18 protein-coding genes and 2 pseudogenes are annotated in these 26,179 nt (G+C 52.2%); 8 read left to right on the plus strand and 12 right to left on the minus strand.

Annotated elements, in window-relative coordinates:
- Positions 1-19 precede the first annotated feature (19 nt).
- Positions 20-5,548, plus strand: coding sequence for a type I secretion C-terminal target domain-containing protein (locus tag G5193_RS03800; protein WP_421204995.1), 5,529 nt, complete (start codon positions 20-22; stop codon positions 5,546-5,548).
- A gap of 70 nt (positions 5,549-5,618) precedes the next feature.
- Here the strand turns inward: G5193_RS03800 and G5193_RS03805 are convergent, their stop codons facing one another.
- The gene (locus G5193_RS03805) at positions 5,619-6,113 is read right to left on the minus strand and encodes a hypothetical protein (RefSeq protein WP_216952967.1); all 495 of its coding nucleotides are present in this window, start codon (positions 6,111-6,113) and stop codon (positions 5,619-5,621) included.
- Positions 6,114-6,298: 185 nt separating this feature from the next.
- Between G5193_RS03805 and G5193_RS03810 the strand changes: the two genes are divergently transcribed.
- Entirely contained in the window at positions 6,299-8,251 is a 1,953-nt protein-coding gene (locus G5193_RS03810) for an EAL and GGDEF domain-containing protein (protein ID WP_421205251.1), read from the plus strand.
- 56 nt (positions 8,252-8,307) lie between these two features.
- Here G5193_RS03810 and rraB read toward each other — a convergent pair whose 3' ends face one another.
- On the minus strand, positions 8,308-8,643 hold the full coding sequence (rraB, locus tag G5193_RS03815) for a ribonuclease E inhibitor RraB (protein WP_033114697.1): 336 nt from the start codon (positions 8,641-8,643) through the stop codon (positions 8,308-8,310).
- Positions 8,644-9,315: 672 nt separating this feature from the next.
- On the opposite strand from rraB, the gene G5193_RS03820 reads away from it, so the two are divergent.
- The 6 genes and pseudogenes from G5193_RS03820 to G5193_RS03845 all read left to right on the plus strand — a co-directional run.
- A complete protein-coding gene (locus G5193_RS03820; RefSeq protein ID WP_421204996.1) occupies positions 9,316-10,464 on the plus strand; it encodes a Fic family protein in 1,149 nt (382 codons plus the stop codon).
- Positions 10,465-10,522: 58 nt separating this feature from the next.
- Positions 10,523-11,440 (plus strand): IS5 family transposase, encoded by a 918-nt coding sequence (locus G5193_RS03825; RefSeq protein ID WP_421204997.1) that lies wholly within the window; start codon positions 10,523-10,525, stop codon positions 11,438-11,440.
- A 58-nt stretch (positions 11,441-11,498) separates the two neighbouring features.
- Positions 11,499-11,693, plus strand: a complete 195-nt coding sequence (locus tag G5193_RS03830) for a hypothetical protein (RefSeq protein ID WP_421204998.1) — start codon at positions 11,499-11,501, stop codon at positions 11,691-11,693.
- A 255-nt stretch (positions 11,694-11,948) separates the two neighbouring features.
- The gene (locus G5193_RS03835; protein ID WP_421204999.1) at positions 11,949-12,866 is read left to right on the plus strand and encodes an IS5 family transposase; all 918 of its coding nucleotides are present in this window, start codon (positions 11,949-11,951) and stop codon (positions 12,864-12,866) included.
- A gap of 212 nt (positions 12,867-13,078) precedes the next feature.
- Positions 13,079-14,371 carry a DUF1254 domain-containing protein gene (locus G5193_RS03840; RefSeq protein ID WP_421205000.1) on the plus strand — a complete coding sequence of 431 codons (1,293 nt, stop codon included), beginning with the start codon at positions 13,079-13,081 and terminating at the stop codon, positions 14,369-14,371.
- A gap of 242 nt (positions 14,372-14,613) precedes the next feature.
- Positions 14,614-14,722: pseudogene (locus G5193_RS03845) on the plus strand (IS3 family transposase); the annotation flags it as partial.
- A 293-nt stretch (positions 14,723-15,015) separates the two neighbouring features.
- Here the strand turns inward: G5193_RS03845 and G5193_RS03850 are convergent.
- The 10 genes and pseudogenes from G5193_RS03850 to G5193_RS03895 all read right to left on the minus strand — a co-directional run bounded on the left by G5193_RS03850 (position 15,016) and on the right by G5193_RS03895 (position 26,158).
- A complete protein-coding gene (locus G5193_RS03850; protein ID WP_421205001.1) occupies positions 15,016-15,663 on the minus strand; it encodes an IS5 family transposase in 648 nt (215 codons plus the stop codon).
- A 426-nt stretch (positions 15,664-16,089) separates the two neighbouring features.
- The gene (locus G5193_RS03855) at positions 16,090-17,301 is read right to left on the minus strand and encodes an IS256 family transposase (protein WP_421205002.1); all 1,212 of its coding nucleotides are present in this window, start codon (positions 17,299-17,301) and stop codon (positions 16,090-16,092) included.
- A gap of 79 nt (positions 17,302-17,380) precedes the next feature.
- Complete coding sequence (locus tag G5193_RS03860; RefSeq protein ID WP_421205003.1) at positions 17,381-17,830, minus strand: hypothetical protein; 450 nt, start codon at positions 17,828-17,830, stop codon at positions 17,381-17,383.
- A gap of 402 nt (positions 17,831-18,232) precedes the next feature.
- Positions 18,233-18,413 (minus strand): annotated as a pseudogene (locus tag G5193_RS03865) (IS3 family transposase); the annotation flags it as partial.
- 64 nt (positions 18,414-18,477) lie between these two features.
- Positions 18,478-19,434, minus strand: coding sequence for an aminoimidazole riboside kinase (locus G5193_RS03870; protein WP_421205004.1), 957 nt, complete (start codon positions 19,432-19,434; stop codon positions 18,478-18,480).
- Between the two features lie 121 nt (positions 19,435-19,555).
- A complete protein-coding gene (locus G5193_RS03875; RefSeq protein ID WP_421205005.1) occupies positions 19,556-20,566 on the minus strand; it encodes an OmpG porin family protein in 1,011 nt (336 codons plus the stop codon).
- Between the two features lie 11 nt (positions 20,567-20,577).
- Positions 20,578-22,071 carry a family 43 glycosylhydrolase gene (locus tag G5193_RS03880; protein WP_421205006.1) on the minus strand — a complete coding sequence of 498 codons (1,494 nt, stop codon included), beginning with the start codon at positions 22,069-22,071 and terminating at the stop codon, positions 20,578-20,580.
- 15 nt (positions 22,072-22,086) lie between these two features.
- Positions 22,087-23,370, minus strand: a complete 1,284-nt coding sequence (locus G5193_RS03885; RefSeq protein ID WP_421205007.1) for an OmpG porin family protein — start codon at positions 23,368-23,370, stop codon at positions 22,087-22,089.
- Between the two features lie 93 nt (positions 23,371-23,463).
- Complete coding sequence (locus tag G5193_RS03890) at positions 23,464-24,900, minus strand: glycoside hydrolase family 32 protein (RefSeq protein ID WP_421205008.1); 1,437 nt, start codon at positions 24,898-24,900, stop codon at positions 23,464-23,466.
- 19 nt (positions 24,901-24,919) lie between these two features.
- Positions 24,920-26,158 (minus strand): MFS transporter, encoded by a 1,239-nt coding sequence (locus G5193_RS03895; RefSeq protein ID WP_421205009.1) that lies wholly within the window; start codon positions 26,156-26,158, stop codon positions 24,920-24,922.
- Positions 26,159-26,179 lie beyond the last annotated feature (21 nt).

Below are 26,179 nucleotides of genomic sequence, written 5' to 3' on the forward strand. Positions count from 1 at the left end.
GTTCACCGTGAAGGCGGACGTGACCGACCAGGCGGGCAACCCGGCGAGCGACAAGGAAGAGGCGATCCTGGACAGCGTAGCTTCCTCAGCACCGACCGTGACCATCGTTGATGACACCAATAATGACCAAATGCTGACCAAGGCCGAGATTGGCAATGATCAGATCCAGGTACGTGCCGGGATCAATCACGCAGACCTGGTTGCGGGCGGCAAGGTGACGCTGACTATCAACAATGGCGGGGTGAACAGCACTGTCCAATTGACGCTCAAGGCCGATGGCACCCTGCTGTCAAGCAATGGCAAGAGCTACGGCTATCAGAACGGCACCATCAGCTGGACGGAAACGACCCCGGCCAACGGCAAGTCGCTGACGGTGACGGCGACCCAGACCGACAAGGCGGGCAACGTCTCACAGCCGGGCAGCGACAACGCGCAGATCCTGAATGAAGCGCCGGAGACGGCGAACAAGCAGGCAAACGGCCAGGAAGATGCAGCCAGCATCGCCATTCCGACCCTCAGTGGCAGCGACATTGATGGCAACGTGGTGAGTTTCACCATCAAGAGCCTGCCTGCCAACGGCATCCTCTATCTGAACGGGGTTGCGGTGACAGTGGATCAGAGCATTGCGGTAGCGGACGCCGGCAACCTCACCTTCACACCGAATACGAACTGGAACGGCAACACCAGCTTCAACTATGCGGCGGTAGACAACGACGGCGCCGTGGATGCGAGTCCCGCAACCGTGACCATCAAGGTGGATGCGGTCAACGATCTGCCGACGCTGACCATCTCCAACGGGGTTGTCGTCTCTGAAGAGGGGTTGGCAAACGGCATTGCCGACACGGTCGGCAATCCGGATACCACCAATGCCATCAAGGCGTCCGGTACCCTCTCGGTGGGCGACATCGACAGCAGCACACTCAACATTTCCCTGAATGGACCGGCCGGGCTGACGTCCGGTGGGGCAAAGGTCCAGTGGAGCTGGGATGCGGGCAGCAAGGCGCTGGTTGGCTACACAGGGGTGATTGGCGGCGCCGATTACAAGGCTGTGGTCGAGGTCAAGCTGACGGCACCCAATGCCAGTGGAAAGGGTGAGTGGACCTATGACGTGACCCTCAAAGGTCCCCTCGACCACGGGGATACGACCTCGGAAGACAAGTTGTCGTTCCAGCTGGATGTGGAGGTCTCCGATGGCAGCGGCGTCACCAAGGACAAGCTGGATGTCAGTGTTGAGGACGACTCCCCCATTGCTGACAACAGCGATGCCGTTTCCGTGGTGAAGACCGATATTCCGAACGTGCTGACCGGGCTCTTTGACCTGACCAAGTACAGTGGCAACCAGAGCACTCTGAACATGGCGGGCTTTACTATCAGCGCCCTGGGCTTCAAGTCGGCAACAGACTCCTCACTGGTAACGGCGGTGGTCAACGGTTCCAGCTCGGGGCTGGGGGTGGCCAGCGGAGCTGCGCCTTACCACAACCTCGCCAACGAGATTGACTTCCGTCACTTTGCCGACGGATCGTCCGCCTCCGAGCAGCTGATCGTCAGGCTGGATGCGGGCAAGGTTGCCTACGGCGCCAACATCAAGTTCAGCAAGATGTTTGGCGGCGAGCTGGAGAGCGGGGTCGTGGAGTTCTATCGCGGTGGTGTACTGATCAGTACCCTGGTATTCAACTCCAACGCATCGGGTGGGGAGTTCAACCAGAACTTCCAGGTGCAGCAGGGGGGCTTTGATACCATGGTGATCAAGGCGACCAACAACGGCAGCACCAATACCTCCGACAACAGCGACTTCACCGTACAGAGCATCGAGTTCCTCGGTTCCAACACGGCGCAGGCAATCGCCTATGGTTCTGGCACCGTGACCCCGCAGTGGGGGGCGGATGGCAAGGGCTCCATCGGGCTGGTAATGGACCCGGCAACCTTCGAAAATGGTCTGCGAACGGCTTCCGGTTCTGCCATCGCCATCACCGCCAGCGGCGCTAATACCCTGGTCGGGGAGGATGCGGACGGCAACCTCATCTTCAAGCTGGAGTTTACGCCGGCCACAGGCAAGTGGGAGTTCTTCCAGTATCAGCGCATGTCCAAACCTCTGGGTGATGGCGACATCGACTTCCAGGTCCGGGTGGTGGATGGTGACGGCGACGCCAGCATTGGCTCCTTTGCAACCAAGCCTCTCTTCACGCCGCTGGTTCAGGGAGTCTCCAGCGAGAGCGTAACCGAAGGGGGCAATCTGCTGCACAAAGTCACCCTGTCAGATGCAACCCAGGAAGCGACTGAATACGATTTCGCCATTCGTGGTTCGGGCAACAACCCCGCCTCCAACCAGGATTGGGGCAATGCCCAGTTCAGCAATGGTGTGACCTATAACAGCACTACCGGCAAGATCACGGTACCAGCCGGCGTGTCGGACTTTACTGTGACCATCCCGACGGTGAACGATCGCTTGGTCGAAACGAACGAGACCCTCTCGGTGACCATCGGTGGGCAGAGCGGGACCGGCACCATAGTGGACAACGATCGGGCGCCGGTGACCACGGGTGGCTACAGTGCCGGCAAGGAGGACGCGCCACTGGTGCTGAAGTGGGCCCAGTTTGGTGCCAGCGATGATCAGGCCGCTTCTGACCTGAGCGTGCAGATCAACACCCTGCCGCTGAGCGGCAAGCTGGAATACCTGAACGCTGCTGGTCAGTGGATTGCAGTGAAGGTGGGGGATCTTGTCTCCTACGCCGATATCGACAGCGGCCATCTGCGCTTTGTGCCTAGTCTCAATGAATCCAGCAGCAATGCCCTCAATGGTGGCGGTACGACGACGGGCAACCAGCAAGGGGACTACGCCACTCTGGGTTACCAGATCAGCGATGGTGCCAACCTGAGTAACTCAGGCAAGCTGGTGATCGATATCACGGCGGTCGCGGACAAGCCGGTGGTCGACATCAGCCTGACCGGCAACGGCGTCCCGCTTTATACCCAGTACCCGTCGTCCGGCATCTCCACCGGGGCGTTCCAGAGCAGCAACTTCAACAAGGGCAACTTTGGCATCACCAATAGTCTGACCGACAGCACCACCAGTCAGGATCAAGTGGTGGGCGGCAACGGCAATGACTATATCGTCAGCGTGAAGGGCGGCGGCGATTACTTCGTCGGCGGTGCTGGCAATGACGTGCTGGTCGGTGGCAACTCCACCTCAGGTGACACCCTCGACGGCGGTACCGGCAACGATATCCTGGTGGCCGGATTGGGTGGCGACACCCTGTTTGGCGGCGCCGGTACCGACCTGGCCGTACTGATGGGCTCGCGTGCCAACTATGTCATCGAGCGCAGAAGTGACGGCGGTTTCAACTTCCTGGTGAAGGAGAACGGCGTCACCATCAGCAAGTCGCTCTACGACATCGAGTTGGTGCAGTTTGATGACGGCATTTACCAGTTCAACCAGACCGACGGCACCCTGACGGCGGTACAGCCGAGTGTGGTGGATTACCCGCTCGAGATCACTGCTTCCCTGACCGACCGTGATGGTAGCGAGCAGTTCGACAGCCTGGTGCTGACCGGCATGCCGACGGGGTCGACCCTCTATCAGGGCTCCACCGTGCTAGGTACCGTGGGGGCCGATGGCACGCTGACGCTGACCGGTCTGTGGAACCAGAGCGCGTTGGACGTCAAACTGACCGGTCTGACCCTGCGGGTGCCGGGCAGCAGTGCCGGCCAGTTCGACCTCAAGGTAGAAGCCATTGCCAAGGAAGTGGCGACCGATCAGACCAGCAGTGCATCGGATCAGGATTCGATCCGCATGAGCTACTTCCTTTCCACCGAAGGGGAGCCGGGCGATCAGAACCGCAGCTATGGCAACGAGCACAATATCGTGGTCGGGGATCTGGATGGCAGCGTGGTACTGCCGGGCCAGAACTACAACATCGCCTTTATGGTCGACAGCTCGGGCAGTATCGGCACCAGCGCCATGAACACCATCAAGAGCCAGTTGGCACAGATCTTCGCCAGCCTCAAAGCGAGCGCAGGTAGCGAAGGGGCTGGTACAGTCAACATCATGCTGGTTGACTTTGATGCTCTGTCGAATGCCAGTATTAGTGTGAACCTGAAAGACAGCAATGCCTTGAATCAGCTGCAGGCTGTAATCGATTCCATGAGTAGCGGAGGGGGGACCAACTATGAAGATGTGTTCAAGACGGTTGCTAACTGGTTCAGTAGTTCTACGGCTCAAAGTAACAGTAATGCCAAGAATCTGTCCTATTTCATTACCGATGGTCAGCCAACTTATTACCTCGGTAACGAAGGCTCCAACCCGAGGGTATTGAATTTCTCAGGTAGCAGCTATGACGTCTATCTCAACAGTCTGCTTGGTGGCACCTATATTCCGGGTCGGGTATATAGCTCCAATGGCTACACCATCATCGACAGCGCTGGCCGAGTGTATGCCGATGGTAGATACAGCAACCCGATCGGTTTTATGCGTCCGGATGGTAGGGGGGGATATACCTACTCAACACTGGATGGTGATGGCGGCACTACCTCCAGCTCAACTATCAATAACTCGGTAGCAGGTTTTGGGCTGCTTACTGGGATGGGGGTTACGGTAGAAGCGATCGGACTGGGGGCCAACATCTCCTACAACGATCTCAAGTCCTATGACTCTGACGGCGTCATCATGACCGGCGTCAACGCCAGCGATTTGGCCAACGCCATCTTGGGCACCTCGGTGAATAACCTGCCGGGCAGTGACCGGATCGACGGCGGTGCTGGCGACGACATCCTGTTCGGGGATGCCATCCACTTCGCCGGTATCAACGGTGAAGGCTACGCGGCCATCAAGCAGTATGTGGCCGGCAAGCTGGGCGCAGGCTCGGTGACCGATGCCCAGGTCCATGACTACATCACGGACCATGCCAGCGAGTTCGATCAGTCCTCCAGCAATGACAAGGCGGACGTGCTGATTGGCGGGGATGGCAACGACATCCTGTTCGGTCAGGGTGGCGATGACTTCCTGTTCGGTGGTGCCGGCAACGACATCCTGTTCGGTGGTGCCGGCAACGACACCCTGTATGGCGAGAGCGGCAACGATACCCTGTACGGTGGCAGCGGCAACGATACCCTGTTTGGTGGTATTGGCGACGATAACCTGATCGGTGGTCTGGGCAATGACATCCTGGTTGGCGGGCTTGGCAATGACATTCTCAAGGGGGATAGCGGTGCCGATACCTTCACCTGGCTGCAGGGCGATACCGCCGCAGGCAGCGTTGCCAAGGATTACGTGGTCGACTTCTCCAAGGCGGAAGGTGACAAGCTGGATCTGAGCGACCTGTTGGATCACGACGGTTCTCGTAACCAGAACGATCTGAAGAGCCTGCTGTCGGTGTTCCAGGACAATGAAGGGGTACATCTACAGGTCAAGGAGAGCAGTACTGCGTCGGTGACTCAGGAAATAGTGCTGATGAACCATACTTTCGATAGTCTGACGGGGGGGGCAGGTACTACTGCCAACCAAGTGATCGATTACATGTTGACCAACAACATGCTCGATATCGACAAGTAAGCCCAACTCGGGACAGTAAAAAAGCGGCAGAGCAATCTGCCGCTTTTTTTATCTTGGCAGGGAGGCGAAATTAGTTGCCGAGTGTGGCAAACAGGCTCTGCTCAAGGGTGCCGCGGGAGACGCAGACCGGCTTGATGGACGGGGCTGATACGCGCTCGCCTGAGGATTCCACAAAGAACAGCTCGGTGTTGCCTTTGACGTTGACGGTGGCCACGCTGCTGTTGCCGCTCTGGGTGATGATCAGGTTGATCTGCAGGTCAGGGTTGCCCAGTGCTACTTTGGAACCCATGGTGCCGCAGTCCAGCCACTCAAGTCCGTCGGCCGACTGGTTGACATTGGCGGTCATCAGGCCGGCACCGCGCTGACTGTTTTCGATGGTGAGGCCGTGGTCGGTGAACCACTTTTCGGCGCGAGCCCACACCAGATCCACCGGGATCGCCATCTCCTGGGTATTGTTGGTCGCCTTGGCGACCGGCGGGTTGTAGCGATACTCCTCACCACCGTTATTGTCGCCAGCACAACCTGCCAGCAGCAGCGCCAATGCGCACCCCATCATCTTTTTCATCTTGCTTCTCTCGTCCATTTATCAGGCCATTGGCCAACCGGTGCCTATTATCACCTGAGCGACAACCTCTGTCAGCATGCGTGCTGCATCGGTGTAAACGGAGGGGTTACCGGGGGTGCTTTACAAAATTGGTTTGCTATCATAGATTTGCTCGAAATTCCTCCATAAGCGCCCCTGTGACCAACATGCTTACCCCGGATCTGCTTCAGCAGATCATCGACCAGTTGCCAATGAGTATCTTCTGTCGTGATAGGCATGGTCGCTACCTGTTTGCCAATCGTGAATTTGCCATTGAGGCCAAGCTGGGTTCACCCGCCGAGGTGGTCGGCAAGAGTGATGCAGAGATGCCATGGGGCGATGTATTTCGTACCGAGGACGCGCAGTTGCTGACGGGGGGCGTTCCCTTGCTTCATCAACAGTTGCACTGTAATCGGGGTGGTGAGACCTGCTGGATGGAGGTGCACAAGATCCCGCTTTACACGGCTCAGGGTGAGCCATATGCCGTATTCGGAATGGTCAACGAGATTGCCCAGCGCAAGCACCTGGAACAGACGGTCAAAAAACAGCAGGTGTTGCAGCGTTTTCTGCTCGATGCCATCCCTGACCTGATCCGTTTCGATGATCACAACGGTGTGTTGCTGGAGTGCAACCAGGCGTTTCTCGACTTTATTGGTCAGGGGGCGGATGAGGTGCTGGGTCAGCAGCTGCCGTTCCGGCTGGCGGCACCCCAAGGGATGGGCCACGGCGAATGTTGTCTGCTGGATGCCAGAGGGCAGGGACGGCATATGGAGATCACCCGGGTCGATGTCCCCGATGGGGATGGTCACTCCCTCGGGATCCTGACGCTGGGGCGCGATATCACTGGCTTGCGCACCACTCAGGCACAGTTGCAGCAGGAGCAGCACTACGACAGCCTCACCGGGCTGCTCAAACTCTCCCGTTTCTTGCAGACCAGCCGCCATTTGGGGTGCCGCAGCGCCACACTGGTGCTGGTCGATCTGCACCACTTTCGTGAGGTTAACGATCGCTTCGGGATCCGGATTGCCGATCGCCTGCTGAGCCAGGTGGCCAAGCGACTACAGCAATTGGTTCCGCCGCGAACCTTGCTCTGCCGGGTGGCTGCCGATGACTTCTGTCTGTTACTCCCCGATTTCAACGAGCCGTTGCAGGAATGGAACCAGCATCTGCAGCAGCAGTTGATGGAGTACTATCAGGTGGAAGAGCATCGTATCCAGATCCCGGTGTTTCTGGGGCTGGCTCAGGGGCGGGCAAGCGATGCCGAGCGGTTGCTCAGCCATGCTGAAGCGGCGCTGGCGCAGGGCAAGCGGCAGCAGCAGTACTGCACTCTGTTTGATCCGGCGCTGCACGCCCGGCTCAAGCGGCGTCAACTGATCGCCGCCCAGTTACCGCTCGCCATCAAGTCATCCCAGCTCGTTGCCGTCTACCAACCCATTATCAGCAGCACAACCCATCTGCTTTGTGGTGCAGAATTGCTTTGCCGCTGGCCGCATCCTGAATTTGGCATGATCTCGCCGGAAGAATTTATTCCACTGGCCGAAGAGATGGGGATCATCGGCCAACTTGGTCAGCTGATGCTGGAGTTGGGGTGTGCTCAGTTGGCCCAGTGGCAAACCGATCAGCCGGATATGGTACTCTCCATCAACCTTTCGCCGTTGCAGTTTCGTGATCCGGCGCTCTGCAAGCTGGTGCAGGGCTGCATTGCACGTCATGGTCTGAATGCAGGCCAGCTGGAGCTGGAGATCACTGAAGGAGTCTTGATGGAGAATGCCGATGAGATCGAGACCAACCTGGATAACCTGATCGCCGCCGGTTTTCAACTGGCCATCGATGATTTCGGTACTGGGTATTGCTCGCTGGCCTATCTGCCAAGGCTCAAGGTCGCCACGCTCAAGCTGGATCGCAGCTTCACCCAGGGGTTGGTCAGCAACAGTGCCACCACCGCCATCGTGAGATCGGTCATCGGACTTGGCCATGAGCTGGGGATCTGCATTACTGCAGAAGGGGTGGAAACCGTCGAGCAACAGTTGTGGCTGACCCAGGCGGGGTGTGATCGGCTACAGGGTTATCTGTTCAGCCCCCCGTTGTCGCCCGAGCAGTTTGCCGCCAGTTATTTGTGACAGTCTGCAATAACAGAGAGGCCACCCGCAGGTGGCCTCTCTGTTTGTGGCAGGGATCAATCCTGGAAGTAGGTGCCCCAGCCATCGTAGTCCACCCCATATTTTTCCAGGATGGGCAGCATCTTGGCGATATCGGCAACGATCGCTTCGACATTCAGCTTGCACTCGATGGTGGCATCGAAGCAGAAGATGGTGGCGCCGTCATCCAGTTCCATCTCTTCGGCATCGGTCACTTCAAAACCGGCCTTGAACAGGTCAACCGCTGCTTTTTCCAGACGGTCGAAATCCTGGCAGGCGAAGTGGTGCTCGATGTCGTAATCCGCATCGGGATTGCTGCCATCGGCCAGCAGTTCGTTGACGATCTCGGTGGTCTCTTCACGCCACTCTTGCATATTCAGACTCATGTTGCCTCCAGGCGGTATCATTGCGGCAAAGCATACTCGCAGAGTGGATTCGGCTCAATGTGGCAAAGCTATAGAGGCCGTGATTTCCCGCGGTTTGGTGATCATTCATATATGAGGCGGGTCACGGTTAGGCAGATTTCTGCTCCGAAACGGCTAATAACCGTTCATTGCGTTCAGTTGTTGAGCGAATGTGCTTTTTATCGTGCCATCATGGTTGACACCCTGCGCTGGAAAGGGTTTAATGCGCGCCGTTGCCCAGATAGCTCAGTCGGTAGAGCAGGGGATTGAAAATCCCCATGACAGTTTCCATACCACAGCGCTGGACAGCACACCCCACAAGGCTTCGCTTACAATGCGAGGCCTTTTTGTTATGTGTCTCTGGTCAATCTCTGGCAAGGTTGCTCACCGAGCTCGGGATTAATAATCCCCGGACCTCTGATCCGCTGCTTCATCTGACAACCGATAGCACAGTACGCCCCCTTCCCTGCAATGACCCCCGCCTCCTACGAACAACGCGCGCCCTCCCTGCCAACTCTGCGTGATACAGGTTGTGTCGTGAGCCGAATCCTCGTTATTATCGGCTCACCATGTGAGCCAAATACGCATCCGATTTGGCTCATCGGTGACGTGACCTGTAACAATAAGGGGATGGGCAAGCAGATGACTGAGGATTGGATCTGGCAGCATGAGGGCTGGCCACACTTCTGCTGGCAAGATGAACCGCTACAGCCACGGCTGCGCACGGCGCAACGCAATCTGGGGATCCTGCTCGGCACCCATTCCGTTCACGGCTCGACGCAAACGCAGCAAGCCCAGGCGCTCGATACCCTGCTGGCGAATATCCTCGCCTCATCGGCCATTGAAGATGAACGGCTCAATGCCCAATCGGTGCGCTCATCGCTAGCCCGTCGCCTCGGCGTATCCGAAGAACAGCCCTACCCCATCTCGGATCGCTCCGAAGGCTTGGCTGCCATGATGCTCGATGCCATCGACAATCGACATCAGCCGCTAACGCTGGAGCGTCTGTTGCAATGGCATCACTGGCTGTTTCCTGGCGACGACTGGTCATTACAGCGTGTGCGAGTGGGCCAGCTACGCGGTGAAGAGCCGATGCAGGTGGTATCCGGGAGGCTGGATCGGCCCACTGTGCATTTCGAGGCACCGCCACGCCAGGGTCTGGAGCTGGCACTCGCCTGCTTTATCAACTGGTTCAATGCCAGCCTGAACGACCCCAGCCAGGATCCACTGCTGCGCGCCGCCATCTGCCACCTGTGGTTTGTCACCCTTCACCCGTTTGATGATGGTAATGGTCGCATCACCCGTGCCCTCACCGATCTGGCGCTCTCTCAGGCCGACAGCCAGAGCATCCGCCTGTATGCCATGTCGGTGGCGATCCTCGAACAGCGAGCCGATTACTATCGTGTGCTAGAACAAACCCAGAAAGGCGGACTGGATATCACGGCTTGGCTTGTCTGGTTTTTAGATACGCTCAATGCCACGTTGGAACAGGCCCAACAAGCGATCACCCGCACCTTGGCCAAGAACCGTTTCTGGCAGCAACACGGCAGCGAGCCACTGAGTGCCGAGCAAATCAAGGTGTTGAACAGGATGCTGGACGGCGGTGAGAACGGCTTTTTACAGGGTATCAGCGCCAGCCAGTATCAGAAGGTGGCCAAGGTCAGTAAAGCCACCGCGACCCGCCATCTGGCCGACTTGTTAGAGAAAGGCTGCCTTGAAAAAATGCCTGGGGGCGGTAGAAATACCCGTTATCAGATCAAGGGCGTTGTTGCCCAAATCGATGCTGCTTGAATGGAACTAACTGAGGACTCGGTGATCTGATCACCTCCATCCTCTTCAAGTCTGCATCATGGGCACATCGCTTCACCCCATCACCAACAGGTCTAAATACAACAAGTCTTTGATTAACCGTGGTTCACTCACCTTCTGGGTTGATGCTGAGGCCACGAGCAACTGGTTTCACCACGACCATCATGGGCGGCGGGGCTGCAGCCAGCTTTACACTGACCAGACCATCTGTACCTTCCTGATGCTCAAGGGCATTTTCAACCTCACTCTGCGGGCGACTCAGGGACTACTCGACTCCCTGTTCGAGTTGATGAACGTACCACTTTGTGCTCCCGATTACAGTTGTGTCAGCAAGCGGGCCCGCACGGTGACAGTGGCCTATCGGCAGCCCAGCAAGGGGCGCATCACCGACCTGGTTATCGACTCGACTGGCCTGAAGGTGTTTGGTGAAGGCGAGTGGAAGGTCAGAAAACACGGGGCCGAGAAGCGGCGAGTCTGGCGTAAGTTGCACCTGGCGGTAGACCCGGTGACCCACGATATCGTGGCGGCGGAAGTCTCGCTGGAAAATATCCATGATGCCGAGGTGTTGCCGACCTTGCTCAACCCTCTGCGGCGTAAGCTGGGACATGTTTATGCGGATGGCGCCTATGACAGCAAAGCCAGCCATCAGCTTATCTCGCGCAAAGGGGCGACAGCCTGTATCCCGCCTCGCAAGAGAGCGGGGTTATGGAAAAAGGGACACCCAAGAAATGACGCTGTGCTTGTGATGCGCAAGGAAGGGCTGGCGCACTGGAAGAAGATATCGGGGTATCACCGTCGCTCGCTGGCAGAGACGGCGATGTATCGGTTCAAGCAGTTGCTGACGGGGAAAATCAGTCTGCGTAACTACAACGGCCAAGTGGGCGAAGTGATGGCGTATGTGAAGGCAATGAACAAACTAAATACCCTTGGTCTGCCTGTCAGACAGCCCCAAATGTAACAGTCACTTGGGGCTGGGGAAGTTGTCGCCTGATGGCTGATTTGGGCAACAACGCCCCGTGAACCTCGAAAGCTCCTACGACTGGCAGCACGAGCAATGGACCGTGCCGATGAACGCCCAGTACTCCAAAGTCATGAAGTGGGGCGAACAGATGGTCAGTTTGCAGGGCGGACTGCGCTACTACATCGAGCGCCCCGAAGGTGGCCCGGACTGGGGGCTGCGTTTCAGCATGACCTTCCTGTTTCCCAGGTAAAACCGATGTGCTCCAGAAGGCTTCAGCCAGAAGCGATCACTCCGTCAATTCACAGGGGAGGTAGCTTGCCGTTAGTGCAGCAACTCAGCATCCCTCAGATGCCCCAGGTTTCATTTCCAATAATTCGACGTGCTACCGTAGTCGAAAATTGCAGGATAGTTGACCGCGGCGTTGTTGCCCAAATCGATGCAGCTTGAATGGAACTAACTGAGGACTCGGTGATCTGATCACCACCATCCTCTTCAAGTCTGCATCATGGGCACATCGCTTCACCCCATCACCAACTGGCCTAAATACAACAAGTCTTTGATTAACCGTGGTTCACTCACCTTCTGGGTTGATGCCGCCGCCATGAACAACTGGTTTCACCACGACCATCATGGGCGGCGGGGCCGCAGCCAGCTTTACACCGACCAGGCCATCTGTACCTTCCTGATGCTCAAAGGAATTTTCAACCTCACCCTGCGGGCCACTCAGGGACTACTCGACTCCCTGTTCGAGTTGATGAACGTACCGCTTTGTGCCCCCGATTACAGTTGTGTCAGCAAGCGGGCCCGCACGGTGACAGTGGCCTATCGGCAGCCCAGCAAGGGGCGCATTACCGACCTGGTTATCGACTCGACTGGCCTGAAGGTGTTTGGTGAAGGCGAGTGGAAGGTCAGAAAACATGGGGCCGAGAAGCGGCGAGTCTGGCGTAAGTTGCACCTGGCGGTAGACTCGGTGACCCACGATATCGTGGCGGCGGAAGTCTCGCTGGAAAATATCCATGATGCCGAGGTGTTGCCGACATTGCTCAACCCTCTGCGGCGTAAGCTGGGACATGTTTATGCGGATGGCGCCTATGACACCAAGGCTTGCCATCGGCTGATAGCCAGCAAGGGGGCGAGCGCCTGTATCCCGCCCCGCAAGAGCGCGGGGTTATGGAAAAAGGGACACCCAAGAAATGACGCTGTGATTGTGATGCGCAAGGAAGGGCTGGCGCACTGGAAGAAGATATCGGGGTATCACCGTCGCTCGCTGGCAGAGACGGCGATGTATCGGTTCAAGCAGTTGCTGACGGGGAAAATCAGTCTGCGTAACTACAACGGCCAAGTGGGCGAAGTGATGGCGTATGTGAAGGCAATGAACAAACTAAATACCCTTGGTCTGCCTGTCAGACAGCCCCAAATGTAACAGTCACTTGGGGCTGGGGAAGTTGTCGCCTGATGGCTGATTTGGGCAACAACGCCGTTGACCGCGAACCATCAGTATATTTTCGAACATATAGCCAACGCCTGGGAATGCAATGACAACGTTTGTATGTAACAATGAGTAGCCTGGATCGTTTTGAGACCCAACGTTGATAACCACCTTGTTCGTAACTATCACCATGAGTTGAGGATGTTATGAAAAAACTAGCCATAGCCGTTTCATTATGTATCACCGCCTTGCCTGTGTTCGCCAAGATTTCAGATAGCGTGGCAAAGGATGCTTTCATCTATGCCTATTCGATGGATGAAGCCTATAAATTCTTCTATGAAACAGCCGTCAAAGAAGACGTGCCGCTCAATCGTTTCCAAAACATTCGGCATATTGCGGATGACACTTACACTTCGCATCCCACCATCAACAACGACACCCTTCACCTGCAAGGCTGGCTGGATGTGAGTGCCGAACCGGTGATCATCAGTGTTCCCAATATGGACAAAGGACGGTACTGGATCCTGCACACCATGGATATGGGGCATTACACAACCTCCATGATTGGCTCCCGGCTCCGTGGCGAGAAGGGTGGACATTTTATGTTTGCCTCAAACACCTGGAAGGGGGAAACGCCAGCCAGTGTGACCGAAGTGATCCGAGTAAACTCCAGCCTAATCAAAGTAATGGGCCGCATCATGGCCACCGGCAAAGAGGATGAGAAGGTCGCCCTAAACTATATGGACGATTGGAATATCCGAACCCTCTCCCAATATCTGGGCGTCCCAGGACCCAAACCTACTACCCACCAGTGGCCAAACCCAGAGAAAACCAACTGGTTGCAGCGCGTGAACTTCGTATTATGCGAAGGCGACATGGGTACGGCCGATAAGAAATGGCTCGACCTGTATAAAGAGATTGGTCTCGCCCCCTGCAAACAGAAGTTCACCCACGAACAACTGGCGGCGGCGAAAAAAGGTGAAAAACTCGGGATGGCCCATCTTGCCGAACTAGCTCCCAAGATGACCAACTCTGAAAAACTGCTGGGAACCCGAGCCACACTACAAAATGGGCAAAGGGATCTGTTTGCTGAAGGCACCTTTATTGGCCAATGGGGCCTGCCACCAGAAGAATCTGTTTATCTGCAAGAGGTCAAAGGTTCTGACGGCATGAATATTAATGGCGCAGGCAATAAAAAATATCGCATGACATTCAAGGCGCCCAATGTCAGCCAGTTCTGGTCGTTTACTGTCTATGCGTCTGACAACAAGTTGATGGCGCACAACGAGATCAATCGACACAGTCGGGGTGACAGAACTCTGAAGCCTGATGCCAATGGCCTCTATACCATTGAACTCAGTGCCAAGGGGGATGGAAATAATCCAAACTGGCTGCCTATTCCTGAAAAAGATGCCTATATCATTTTGAGAATGTATGGCCCCAGCAAGGAAATTCGCGAAGGCAAATATACCTTCCCCAAATTGGAAGTGGTTAAATAGTCACGCCAATACACTCATGAGATGAGAAAAAGGCCTCAAGTAATTCGAGGCCTTTTTATTTCGCATGGAAACAACACCGCATAAAAATCCCTCTAGCCAACCAAGCTAGGGGGTTAACATCATCTAAACAGTGCCGCAATCAGCGCCAGAATATCCGTCAATCGCTTCTTGGCCTTCACGCTCTGGAACAGTTTACGACAGGGTCGCAGCAGCTCCGGTTCGCTGAGGGGATAGCTCTTGATGGCTGGAACCACAAGCGGGTGTACCGGATTTATCGGGCCCTTGAGCTTAATCTGCGGATAAAGCCCCGAACGCGGCAAGCCAGAGCCGTTGACCGTTCCTGAGCGCCCCTAAAAATGGGAGGAATACCGAACCGGCGTTTCACAACAACACGCTGTAGGTCAAAACCAAAAACAGCCTGTAGCGCAAGTTCCAGCGCTCGGCGATAGGCTCGTAAGTCAATCTGGTCACGGTGCGAAGCACTGACCAGTTCGTTGATTTGATAGTTACGGAAGTGAGGCATGATGAGTCCTTATTCATCAGATTAGGGTTACAGGACATGAAAAATTGCCCCTATTTATAATGTTGTGAGAAAAATCCCCTTCATCTGACTGGCCTTTTTCAAAACCACCGCTCACCCGCTATCAATTGCTGCTCATTCTGATTGCCTGCTCTCCCCTTCCCGTAAAAGCCCAATCCTCAAACATATATGAATCCCTGGATAACCCATGACCATTCCGGTCTGGGATCATCGGCAACACCTCGGCATCATGGATATTTTCCAGCGAGACTTCCGCCGCCACGATGTCGTGGGTCACCGGGTCTACCGCCAGGTGCAACTTACGCCAGACTCGCCGCTTCTCGGCCCCGTGTTTTCTGACCTTCCACTCGCCTTCACCAAACACCTTCAGGCCAGTCGAGTCGATAACCAGGTCGGTAATGCGCCCCTTGCTGGGCTGCCGATAGGCCACTGTCACCGTGCGGGCCCGCTTGCTGACACAACTGTAATCGGGAGCACAAAGTGGTACGTTCATCAACTCGAACAGGGAGTCGAGTAGTCCCTGAGTCGCCCGCAGAGTGAGATTGAAAATTCCCTTGAGCATCAGGAAGGTACAGATGGTCTGGTCAGTGTAAAGCTGGCTGCGACCGCGTCGCCCATGATGGTCGTGGTGAAACCAGTTGCTCGTGGCCTCAACATCAACCCAGAAGGTGAGTGAACCACGTTTAATCAAAGACTTGTTGTATTTAGGCCAGTTGGTGATGGTGGTGATGGGGTGAAGCGATGTGCCCATGATGCAGACTTGAAGAGGATGGTGGTGATCAGATCACCGAGTCCTCAGTTAGTTCCATTCAAGCTGCATCGATTTGGGCAACAACGCCCTACCACCCACTCAAAACCCTCTTTGTAGCCATTTGCTACAAACGTGTAGCCATCATCGCCGAAAATAAACCCCCAAATAGGTGCGGAATGTCGGTTCTAAACTGAAGATTCTCCGAGCCTAGCGGAGTAACAGGAGAGCCGTGGTGAAGCTGGCAGGCATGTTCCTCAAGGAGGCTGGACGGCAGCTTAGTAGGAGATAAGCACTTGATATTAATTTGAAATTTGACAAGCAGAAGTGTCGGCTACTCGATGCAGATTTACTGGGGAGACACGATTCTGCGTCTGGATCAGATTGTTGCTTCGAGCCTGTAAATTTTTCTGTGTAACTGGCGGTTAATCACTGCTCGAGTCGTTCGCCAAACAAGATCATGAATTGGCTCATCGCCTGTTTCCAATCCCGTATCGGCATGGTCCATTTTTTCCCTATCTGATGCAGAGCCAGGTAGAGCACCTTCATCACTGACTCATCGGTCGGGAACGAACGCCGGGTCTTGGTCACTTTGCGCAGTGACGCATTGAGCGACTCGATGGCGTTGGTGGTGTAGATCACCTTACGGATCTGCGGTGGATAATCAAAGAATACGCTCAACCGTGCCCAGTTATTCTGCCAGGAACGGCTAATGTTCGGGTGCTCCTCATCCCACTTTGCTGAAAACGCCGCCAGGGCTCGCTCAGCCTCCGCCAAGGTGGCCGCCCCGTAGATTTGACGCAGGTCAGTCGCGACGGCTTTTCGCTGTTTCCAGCTGACGTAGCGCAGCGAATGGCGCACTTGATGCACGATGCACAGTTGGATCTGGGTGTGCGGGTAGACCGCCTCAATGGCCTCCGGGAAGCCCTTGAGCCCATCCACACAGGCGATGAGGATATCCTGTAAGCCCCGGTTCTTCAGCTCGTTCATCACTGACAACCAGAACTTGGCCCCTTCCGTCTGTGCTATCCAAAGTCCCAGCAGTTCCTTTTCCCCCTCTGTATTGATGCCCAGAGCCAGATAGACCGCCTTGTTCTGCACGGTGCCTGACGTTCGGCTACGCACGACCAGCGCATCCAGATACACGATGGGGTAGACCGCATGTAGCGGGCGGCTCTGCCAGGCGGTGACCTCGTCCATGACCGCGTTAGTGACCTGAGAGATGAAGGTGGGGGATATCTCGACCCCATAGACCTCTGTGAAATGCGCCTGAATATCCCGGGTGCTCATGCCACGGGCGTAGAGGGATACGATGCGGTCATCAAAGCCGTGGAGCTGTTTTTCGCCCTTTTTGACCAGCACGGGGTCGAAGGTGCCATTGAGATCACGGGGCACCTCCAACTCGATATCCCCGTGAACAGAGCGCACCGTCTTGCTGCTTTTGCCATTGCGAGAGTTGCCGGAGTTCTTGCCATCGCTCGCGTGCTTGGCATAGCCCAAGTGAGTGGTCATCTCAGCATCAAGGGCTCGTTCGGCGATACGCTTAGTCAGCTGTTTGAGCAAGCCGCTCTCGCCGAGGATGTCTTCCGGACTGGAGCAGCCGGCCAGTAGTTGGTCAATGAGGTTGTCTGAAATTGGCATTCTGTTGTCCTTTCAACAGGTTGGTCAGAATGCCAGTTACACAGATTTTTTTACACTCTCGTTGCTTCAGTAAAATAATTCACCGCAACTTCTCCCTCGTGACACAAACTGCCCCCCCCCCATTCCCGTTGCAAAGTGACAACTCAGATTTGTACTCAGCAAGACGTTCTTGCGCCATTATCAATTCGTAACCGGTGATTCGGTCAACGCCTTTCACATCACGCATTGGTGGTTTAATCTCATGTCCGTTAAGCATTCCAGTCAGCATCCACTGCCGTAGTTGGCCCAAAGATAGTCCCAATTGCTTGGCGGCATCGAGCATTCGCCAAGACTGCTTGAATTGCAGATCGTCGGAAACAGGATCAAAGTTTCCAGCCTGCAATCTTAACAAAGCACGGTGGGCAAGGATCTCCGCCATAGCACCAAACCGAGCTTCGCTATAGCTGACTTTATGCCCTAAGTAGCTTGCCTGCCATAGGCCGCGAGATGATTGAACAGTAACGCAGCCAGAGCTGAATAGTTTACTCATTACACGATGAATCCTCGATGAAAACTCAGCATGGGGGGTTTTGATTGCCTAAAGTTGTAGTGGTCAACTAAATCCGGACACTTGGTTAGGCTGTGTCCCTAAAGTGGTTAAAAAGGTATTCCTACTTGATAGAACCTCATCCCGTTCCTGACAAAAACACAGCATTGATTCACTTTAAAACCGCGTAAATGCGCCTTTTTAGAGGCCCTATAGCTTAAAATTGCTGCACCTAAAAAATAAACACTTTAAAAAAACAGCCTAAATAGCTGTTCCGAATAGTAGATCACTGCACTCGTTCAGCTTCTACAAGTGACATGGAGCACGCATCGTGCGCTAAACCTTGTCACTTCAGACTTTTTCGCCAGATTGCACATATGCCTTACGCCACACTATTAGGATCAGTTATTTAGGCCGACACTTGGCTTTTGCTGGTGGTATCCCTCATTCTGTTGATGTAGGGCCGCCAGTTGTAGTAATCCATCAGGTAATTGATATCCCGCTTTGCTTACCGCAGGCTCATGTATCCAGTCACAGGGAGCCACTCTGATTTAGGATTCCTGAACAACAACGCCATCGGGGCGTTGATGCTTTGATGTCAGCAAGCACGACCGGATTCCCCAGCAGTTACCACGACAAGTGGCTGGCGATCAATTAGACAACTCTTTTATCTCGTAATCCGGCAGAGAATATTGACGAATAAATTCATTAAGCGCTTGGCTATCTGGGAGCGCAGTCAGGGCTCCTTTCCTAGTTGTCGCCAGTGCGCCACAGGCGCTGGCTTGCGTCATGGCGTCTTTGATTTGGTCGAGATTCTGTGGCATTCCTACGTGTGCAACATATGCAAGCAAACCCGTCAGGAACGCATCTCCCGCTCCTGTTGTATCGACGCTATCGACGAGGTAGCCATTGAAATGAATGACCATATCGTCATGGAGGACCATGGCACCCTGCGCACCATAGGTTACAACTTTCAAACATGCTGGCAGCGTCTTAAGAAAATCCAATGCTAGGCTAGAATTATGCGTGTCTGCCAACCAGTACCACTCTTCTTCAGATAGTTTCAGGATGTCAGCCTGTCGCGCGAAATTGTGTACAGTATCGCGCATTTTCTGTTTATCACTCCACATCTGCTCACGTAAATTCACATCGAAACTCAGCAAACCTCCACTCTGCTTTATTTTTTTGATCGCCGTAACTAACGTATTGCGACAGGTTTCAGCGACCAGAGCCAGAGAGCAGAAATGCAATATTCCTGCGCTTAAATCTGGGAGTGCTTCAGGCGTTAAAAACTGATCTGCAGAGGGATTTGTAAGAAACGTAAATTCACGTTCACCGTGATTATTCAGTGAAACCAATACGGTACTGGTTCTGTGATGAGGGTCCATCTGCATACTTTGGACAGAGACTCCCGATGAGCACAGGGTTTTCTTCAAAAAATGACCAAAATCGTCATCACCGACCCGGCCGATAAATCCACTCTGACAATTCAGGCGAGCAGTCCCAACCGCCACATTGAAAGGGGCACCTCCGGCACAGGTTTGATACTGCATATCTGAAAGCGGTAAGAGATCAACGACCGCATCGCCAAGAGTCCAAATGTTCATGATATTACCTCTAAAGTAATTAGTTATTCTTACTTTGGAATGACCAGCGGTAAGGACGCGTATATATCGGCACAGAGATATACGCGTCTTTTTTTTGCGCTGGAGTTATATAAAAATGATTTTAAAAATTGTAATCCAGCATGAACTTATAATCGGTAGTGATAGCATCCCCATTAGTTACCCAGCTCCCATCCTGATTAATCAATGAACCAGTTATTTCTCCAGAAACAGTAAATCGGGAAGTTAGAGGGTAATTGGCCGATAACTTAAGGAAGCGGTTCCTAATATTTTTGAAGACCTCTCCATCTTCACGTATGGCATTATTTTTCTTATGATGCCCATACCCGCCACTGAGTGTTGTTGATAATTTCCCCCAGTTATGCCAAATACCCATTGATGTCGTCCAGATTTTATCATCGATATCCCCCCATTGCGCTCTATCTAACACGGATGAGGCAAATTTTTGACGCAACCAGACACCTGTAGTGTTGTCAATAATATATTGAGCGCCGGGCTCCATCTGAAATGAGCGCACATCACGATCATTTTGTGAACCTCCGTTACGGCGATGATCAATCTGTTGATACAGATAATTGAAGAGCGAAAATTTGTCTGTTATACGCAGGTCGGTAAAGAATTTGACGCGTGCTTGCCAGCGATCCTCAATTGACGCACTTCCTCCCATAACGTCCCAGCCATAGCGTAGTCGTTTGTAGAAATACTCATGACCAACAATAAGTTGAGTCCATTGATTCTGACTAAGATAGGTCTGGTTTTCCCATGTGTCATTGTAATTTGTTGTTCTGCCTTCTGAAAATGCCAGATACCAACCAGGTAAAGCATCATTACGCATAACCCCCTGAAAAGTCAGTGAATCATTGCCGTTGTGAAAATTGCTGTTTCGCCAATTATTATCTTCAATTGCATATTTAATTTTAAACTGACCATTAACACTTCCACCTGCAGGATTAGAGGAGCGTGCCGATGTCCACATGACGCTTTCATCTAGATAGGACCATGGGTCAACGGCAATAACCTTGCCAGACAAATCCTCTATAATGCTCATGCTTGCATTTGCTAACGTCGGCAGCATAAGAGAAAAAATAACAGCTAGGGCATGATGAGTTTTCATAAAAAATCCCTTTAGTTCATTTCTTTAAATTTCAATGTTGCGTGGAAACTATCGTGTTGAGGCAGGCTGATACTCCAGGGTTTTTCCGGCATAGAATACATACGGGTGCTAAACGCCACTTTATTGTCAATATAAAAAACGGCTATTGAATTCTGTACAAGTACACGAAAATTAATTTTCTCACCGAGCGGAATATCAACCCATGACTCGGCATTACTCTGATTAATGGACGCCAACGGAGAATTAAAGAAATATACTTTCCCTTTACTTCTGTTGAAAACAATGTTGAGCGATGCGTCACTCACTCGGTCATCTGTCAGCCCAAAGCTCATGACCATTCCCGAAGAGGGAATATCCACTGTTGCGGACAACTCTCCACGCCTGGGTAAAGATGGATAAATAGATGACTGTAATGGACCAAATTGTGTTGGTGTTTTTAGCGTTTTAACAGGCAGTATCGTCTGAACCGACCCGCTGTTATCTTTTATCTCTTTCTGAATTTCTTGTGGAATAATACTGTTGAGCTGACCTTTTTTGTCTGTGGTCAATTCATGTACGACGAGATTTCCTGCCCAGTCGATGTTGCCCTTATCGTTGTTTCCAGCCTTCGTTGGGATCCAACCGAACACAAACAAACGCCCATCCTTGATTGCTAGCTTACCTGCATAAAAACCTGAGCCGTCCACAACATAATTATCCATTTTATGCCATGGTCCTTCTGGATTGTCCGCCACTCGGTACTGTGTCAGCCGCAGTGGCCACTGATCGCTAAAGCTCAGATACCAGCGCCCGTTGAAGAAGACGAGTGTCGGACATTCAAGGTTTGAATTGCTGGTAATTGTATCATTGTCAAAAAATACACCACGGTCTTGCCAGTTTTTTAAATCCGTTGAGCTGTAGCGCGCAATAATGCCGCGACCATTACTGCGGGTCGTGATCAGCATCCAGTACTCTTTCTTTTCTTCAACCCAGACGACATGCGGATCGCGGAAGTCATTACCCCGATAGTTAGCCCCTGGCAGGATGGTGTCCTGTGGATGTTTGACCCAGTGAAGACGATCTTCACTGGTAGCATGCATGATTGCCTCAACCGGAAACACATTTTCATTGTGTGCGGTGTACCATGCGTGCCAAGTATCGCCAACTTTGATAATGGAACCAGTCCCCAAAAGCAGCTCTGGGTCGTTGATGTCATTAACGTAAGGAATCACCTCCGAATGGTTCTGATAATTATATAAGTTGGTGCTAGAGAGCAGGTGAATAGCATGTACACCTAAATCACTGCCACCGCGCACATCATTGAGATAAAAAATATTAAACTCGCCGTCATTATAGACAGGCATCGGATCGCCAATAAATGACCCTTCAATCCGAGGAAAAAAGTCATTAACCTGGCTGATGCTTTTGTTCTGTAATGTTTCTTTAGACACCTGTGAATATGCAGGGGCATTTCCAACAGAAATCACCAACAGTGCGAGGAGTATTGCCGAAATAAATTGTCTCATGTTATACCTTAAGTATCAGAAGTTATAAGTTACACCAACGACAGCGAAAGGATTCCAGGAATGACCTGTATACGTCCAGAGCCCTGTTTCTTTAGTGAATGACGCTTTGAATTCACCATACAGGCGAACCCCACCAAAAACGGGATAACTGATAGTGCCACCAATAAATTTGTAACGACCGTCGTAAAACATTTCTTTAGCGTTACTGGCGTTCTCAATTTTGTCCTGTCCGAAGCCGATATACATTGACGTTAACAATGGATACCAATTTCTCCAGAATCCGGCCGTTGCTTTCCATTCCTGTTCAACAATATCACCCCAGTTCTCACGCACTTGGCGGTTATAGTAATAATATGGACGTAAATACAGACCGAGGTCCGAATTTACGCGGTATTGGATTGCCGGTTCAGTTTCAAAAATATATTGTTCAAGGTCGCCATTACCGGGTTGATTGCTCTGAGGTTGATATTCACCATAAGTATATCCGGCAATACTCCATTTACTGGATAAGCGCAAGTCCTGCCATAGTTTGAACCTGTTTTTCCAGCGTTTTGTTGCCGTCTCAGAACCGAGCATCACCTCTGCACCAATATTTCCTCGCCAGGTTTCAAAAATATGCCCAACAAAAAATTCATTAATGGTATTCGCTCCTTTGTAATCTTGATTATTGAATTGACCTTTATAACTATCTTCCCTTGCATTCCAGAAACCGAAGTACCAATTAGGCAGCTCATCATGCCGCAGAAAGGCTTGAATAGTTGCCAGCTTGAATTCTCCACTATTTTTGTCTTTATTTTTCCAGCGGATATCATCAATTTCTATCTGGCTACTGATATTGCCATGAAGACCGCCAGCCTCCATATTTCGACCAATATTGTTCCAGTGAACAGGTGGGGCATCCTGCCTTAAGCGTAACAGGCTTACATCATCAAAATCATTTGCAGCAACCGTCTGCCTTTCCCTTGAAGTCGTGTTGCTGGCCTCAGAAAGAAGTTCCACGGGGGCGGAAGGGGACGGCTGTACGGTTACCGTCCCTCCAGTTGCAGGAGGCGAATATAAGTGCGTTATTGAATTTTGCAAGCCACTTTGTGTTGATGGATGAGTGCGTTGAAGGCTTTCATCATTATCGTAAAAATAGCTTTGATAACTCCCCGTGTAATTATCAGGTATTTCTGCATTTTTTTCGGCAAGGACAGGTAATGAAGCAAAGGACAAAAATAGTGCTAGCGTTTTTTCATTGAAAGATGATTTTGTCCCACCTTTAATTACACCCACATGTTGCGTTAATTTTTCATCCATTTTTCTATCTCGTTGTCTCAGAAAATATAGTGCTAGCCAGAGACTGGCATAAGTAAAAGTGCGATATATAAAACAATGTAAATTCTTAACAAATTATTTATCCAGAGACCAGTACCCGGCTTTTTTCAATACAGCGGTTCCGCTATTTGCAAACAGCATTATGTCGCGTTGGCCAGACAGTGGATAAATTCGGCTACTTAAACATGCTTCGCCTTCATTGACAAAGATTTCCACGGATGAACGGTCAAAGAAAATTCGCAGTGAAAGGATGTTGCCTTCTGGCAGGGAAATACTGCGAGTTCCCACAAGCGAGAAATCAGGATAGTTACGTTCTAACATCAAACGCTGAGCTTGGTTATCAACAAAGATACGCAATCCGTCGCCCAGCATAATGCCATACTGTTCTGCTTGAGAAGCGCTACACTCCCACTCCAATAGCAATTCCACGGCTTCGGCTTCAGCGGCGACAAAGACCCGCTGATTTTTCAGACAATGGGCAGGGACTGGGAAATAATTCCCTCGCATTGATGTAACTTCTTCGATGGGTTTCATTATCAGGCGATTATTATCATCTAAACTCAATTCGCGCGGCAGGGAGAGCATACCTGCCCAGCCATCCTGCTGCTCTGGCATCGGTGATTCCCACATATCCAGCCATCCTATGACGATTCGGCGTCCATCCGGACTCAGGAAACTTTGCGGGGCATAAAAATCGTGACCTTTGTCCATCTCAATGAAATGCCCATCATGAATGAACGCCTTGCCTGGCATCCATTCTCCGAGTAAATATCCGCTCTGGAACAGATTACGGTTTTGATAACCTTCTGCCCTTAACCCTTGCGGTGAGAACATCAGCACGCGTCTGCCGTTCAGGGTAAAGAAATCAGGGCATTCCCACATATAGCCCATACCCGGTTCAGCCTCAGCAATAATACCTTCGTCATGCCATTTATGAAGGTCATCGGAACGGTAAAGGCGTACTTGGCCAGTTTCTCCCACGCGTGAACCCACAACCATGTACCAGAACTCACCCTCGCGCCATATTTTCGGATCGCGGAAATGATGCAGCCCTGGAGGGGTATCAATCACCATTCCATGACGCTCGAAATGAACGCCGTCACGGCTGGTTGCCAAGCATTGCACCTGATAGAGGTTGTCATCAGTATCAGCCGAGCCATGGAATTTATGTCCGGTATAAATCAGTACCAGCGTATCGCCATCCACCACTGCGGAACCGGAAAAACAACCGTCTTTATCTGCCGGACCTTCTGGTGCCAATGCCACAGGCAGATGCTCCCAGTGAACTAGGTCTTTACTGCGGGCATGTCCCCAGTGCATCGGTCCCCATTTCGTTGAATAGGGATGATGTTGATAAAATGCATGATACCAACCATCAAACCATACCAGCCCGTTAGGATCGTTCATCCAGCCTGCACGCGCAGCCAGGTGATAGTGTGGATACCAGCGAGGGTTAATCTTGGCATGTGCTTTTTCAAGCGTCTCTTCAGCCTGCTTTAATAAGGATGTCATTGTATTTTCTCCCGATAAATTACACAGCACTTTGCTGTAAAAATGGTTGTTCAGTTGCGGGCTTATTCGGGCGCAAAAGGAAGATGGAAATAAATGTGGTGCAGAACACCATAATACCCATAATTAGATAGGACTGGGCAAAACCAAATTTTTCGTAACTGAAACCCGCCAGTGGCGATAATACGGCACCAATAACCGAACTCGTGCAGGCAAATCCCACCAGATAAATAGTGGAAGACAAACGTTTGTCGAAATTCAAACTATTGTATTTAAAAATGGCCACCAACAGCACCGGTAGCTCTAAGGCATGCAGCAGCTTTGTAATCGAAATAAGCAGAGGCCCCTCAACCAGACCGGAGGCGATCATACGCAGCGCCATTACCATACCCGCGAATATTAAGCCATTTTTGGCACCAATTTTGTTAACCAACCACGGTGCGCAGAACATGCCCGCTGCTTCCAGAAAAACCTGAAATGAATTTAAATAACCAAACATGGCGTTTCCTTCCTGTAAGGTAGGAAATTGTGAGGAAAAATAAACAGGAAATTGCTGATCGTAGACCCCGTAAATACAGGTTCCAACTACAAAAAAAATAAGCGCCCAAAAACGAGACAACGTTAGCAGACGAATGGCGTCTTCAAAAGAAACTTTTTTATCCCCAAACTCGAGTTTCTCCATGCTCGCCGGTGCCGCAATTTTTAATCGAGCAAGCAGACAAAAAAATACCAGACCAGAGCATGATGCCACCAGAAAGTTGAGGTCTGGGTTGATATTAAACAGCAGCCCGGCGAAAAACGTAGCAACAGCCCAACCCAGAGAGCCCCACATTCTGGCCCGTCCAAATTCAAAGCTACTCTGGCGTGCGACGCGCTCGGTATATGACTCCAGTACGCCTATACCACCGTTAAACGTCAGGCCAATAAACAGACCGCCAAAAACGCTTCCCAGTAGGATGTTCACTTTCAGTAAATAGCTAAAAAGGAGATAAGCAGGCCCGGACAGAATCAAGAGTACTGTAATGAACCACAAAAGATTTTTGCGCAGACCAAGTCGGTCCTGAATAAAGCCATAGAATACCTGAGCGAAAAGGGCTGATACAGATAAAACGGAAAAAATAATACCTGTTTCCGATGCCTTTAATCCCACTTCTTGGTGTAGCCAGATAGAGAGAAGTGAACTGGATGAAGACCAGGTGACAAAGAAAAAGAACAACAGAGCGCTGAGCAGCAAATAGCTGTGGGAAGGTCTTTTTTTCATCTGAGCAATCTCATAAAGGAT

Source organism: Aeromonas sp. 601027 (assembly GCF_049174455.1).
GTDB lineage: Bacteria > Pseudomonadota > Gammaproteobacteria > Enterobacterales > Aeromonadaceae > Aeromonas > Aeromonas veronii_A.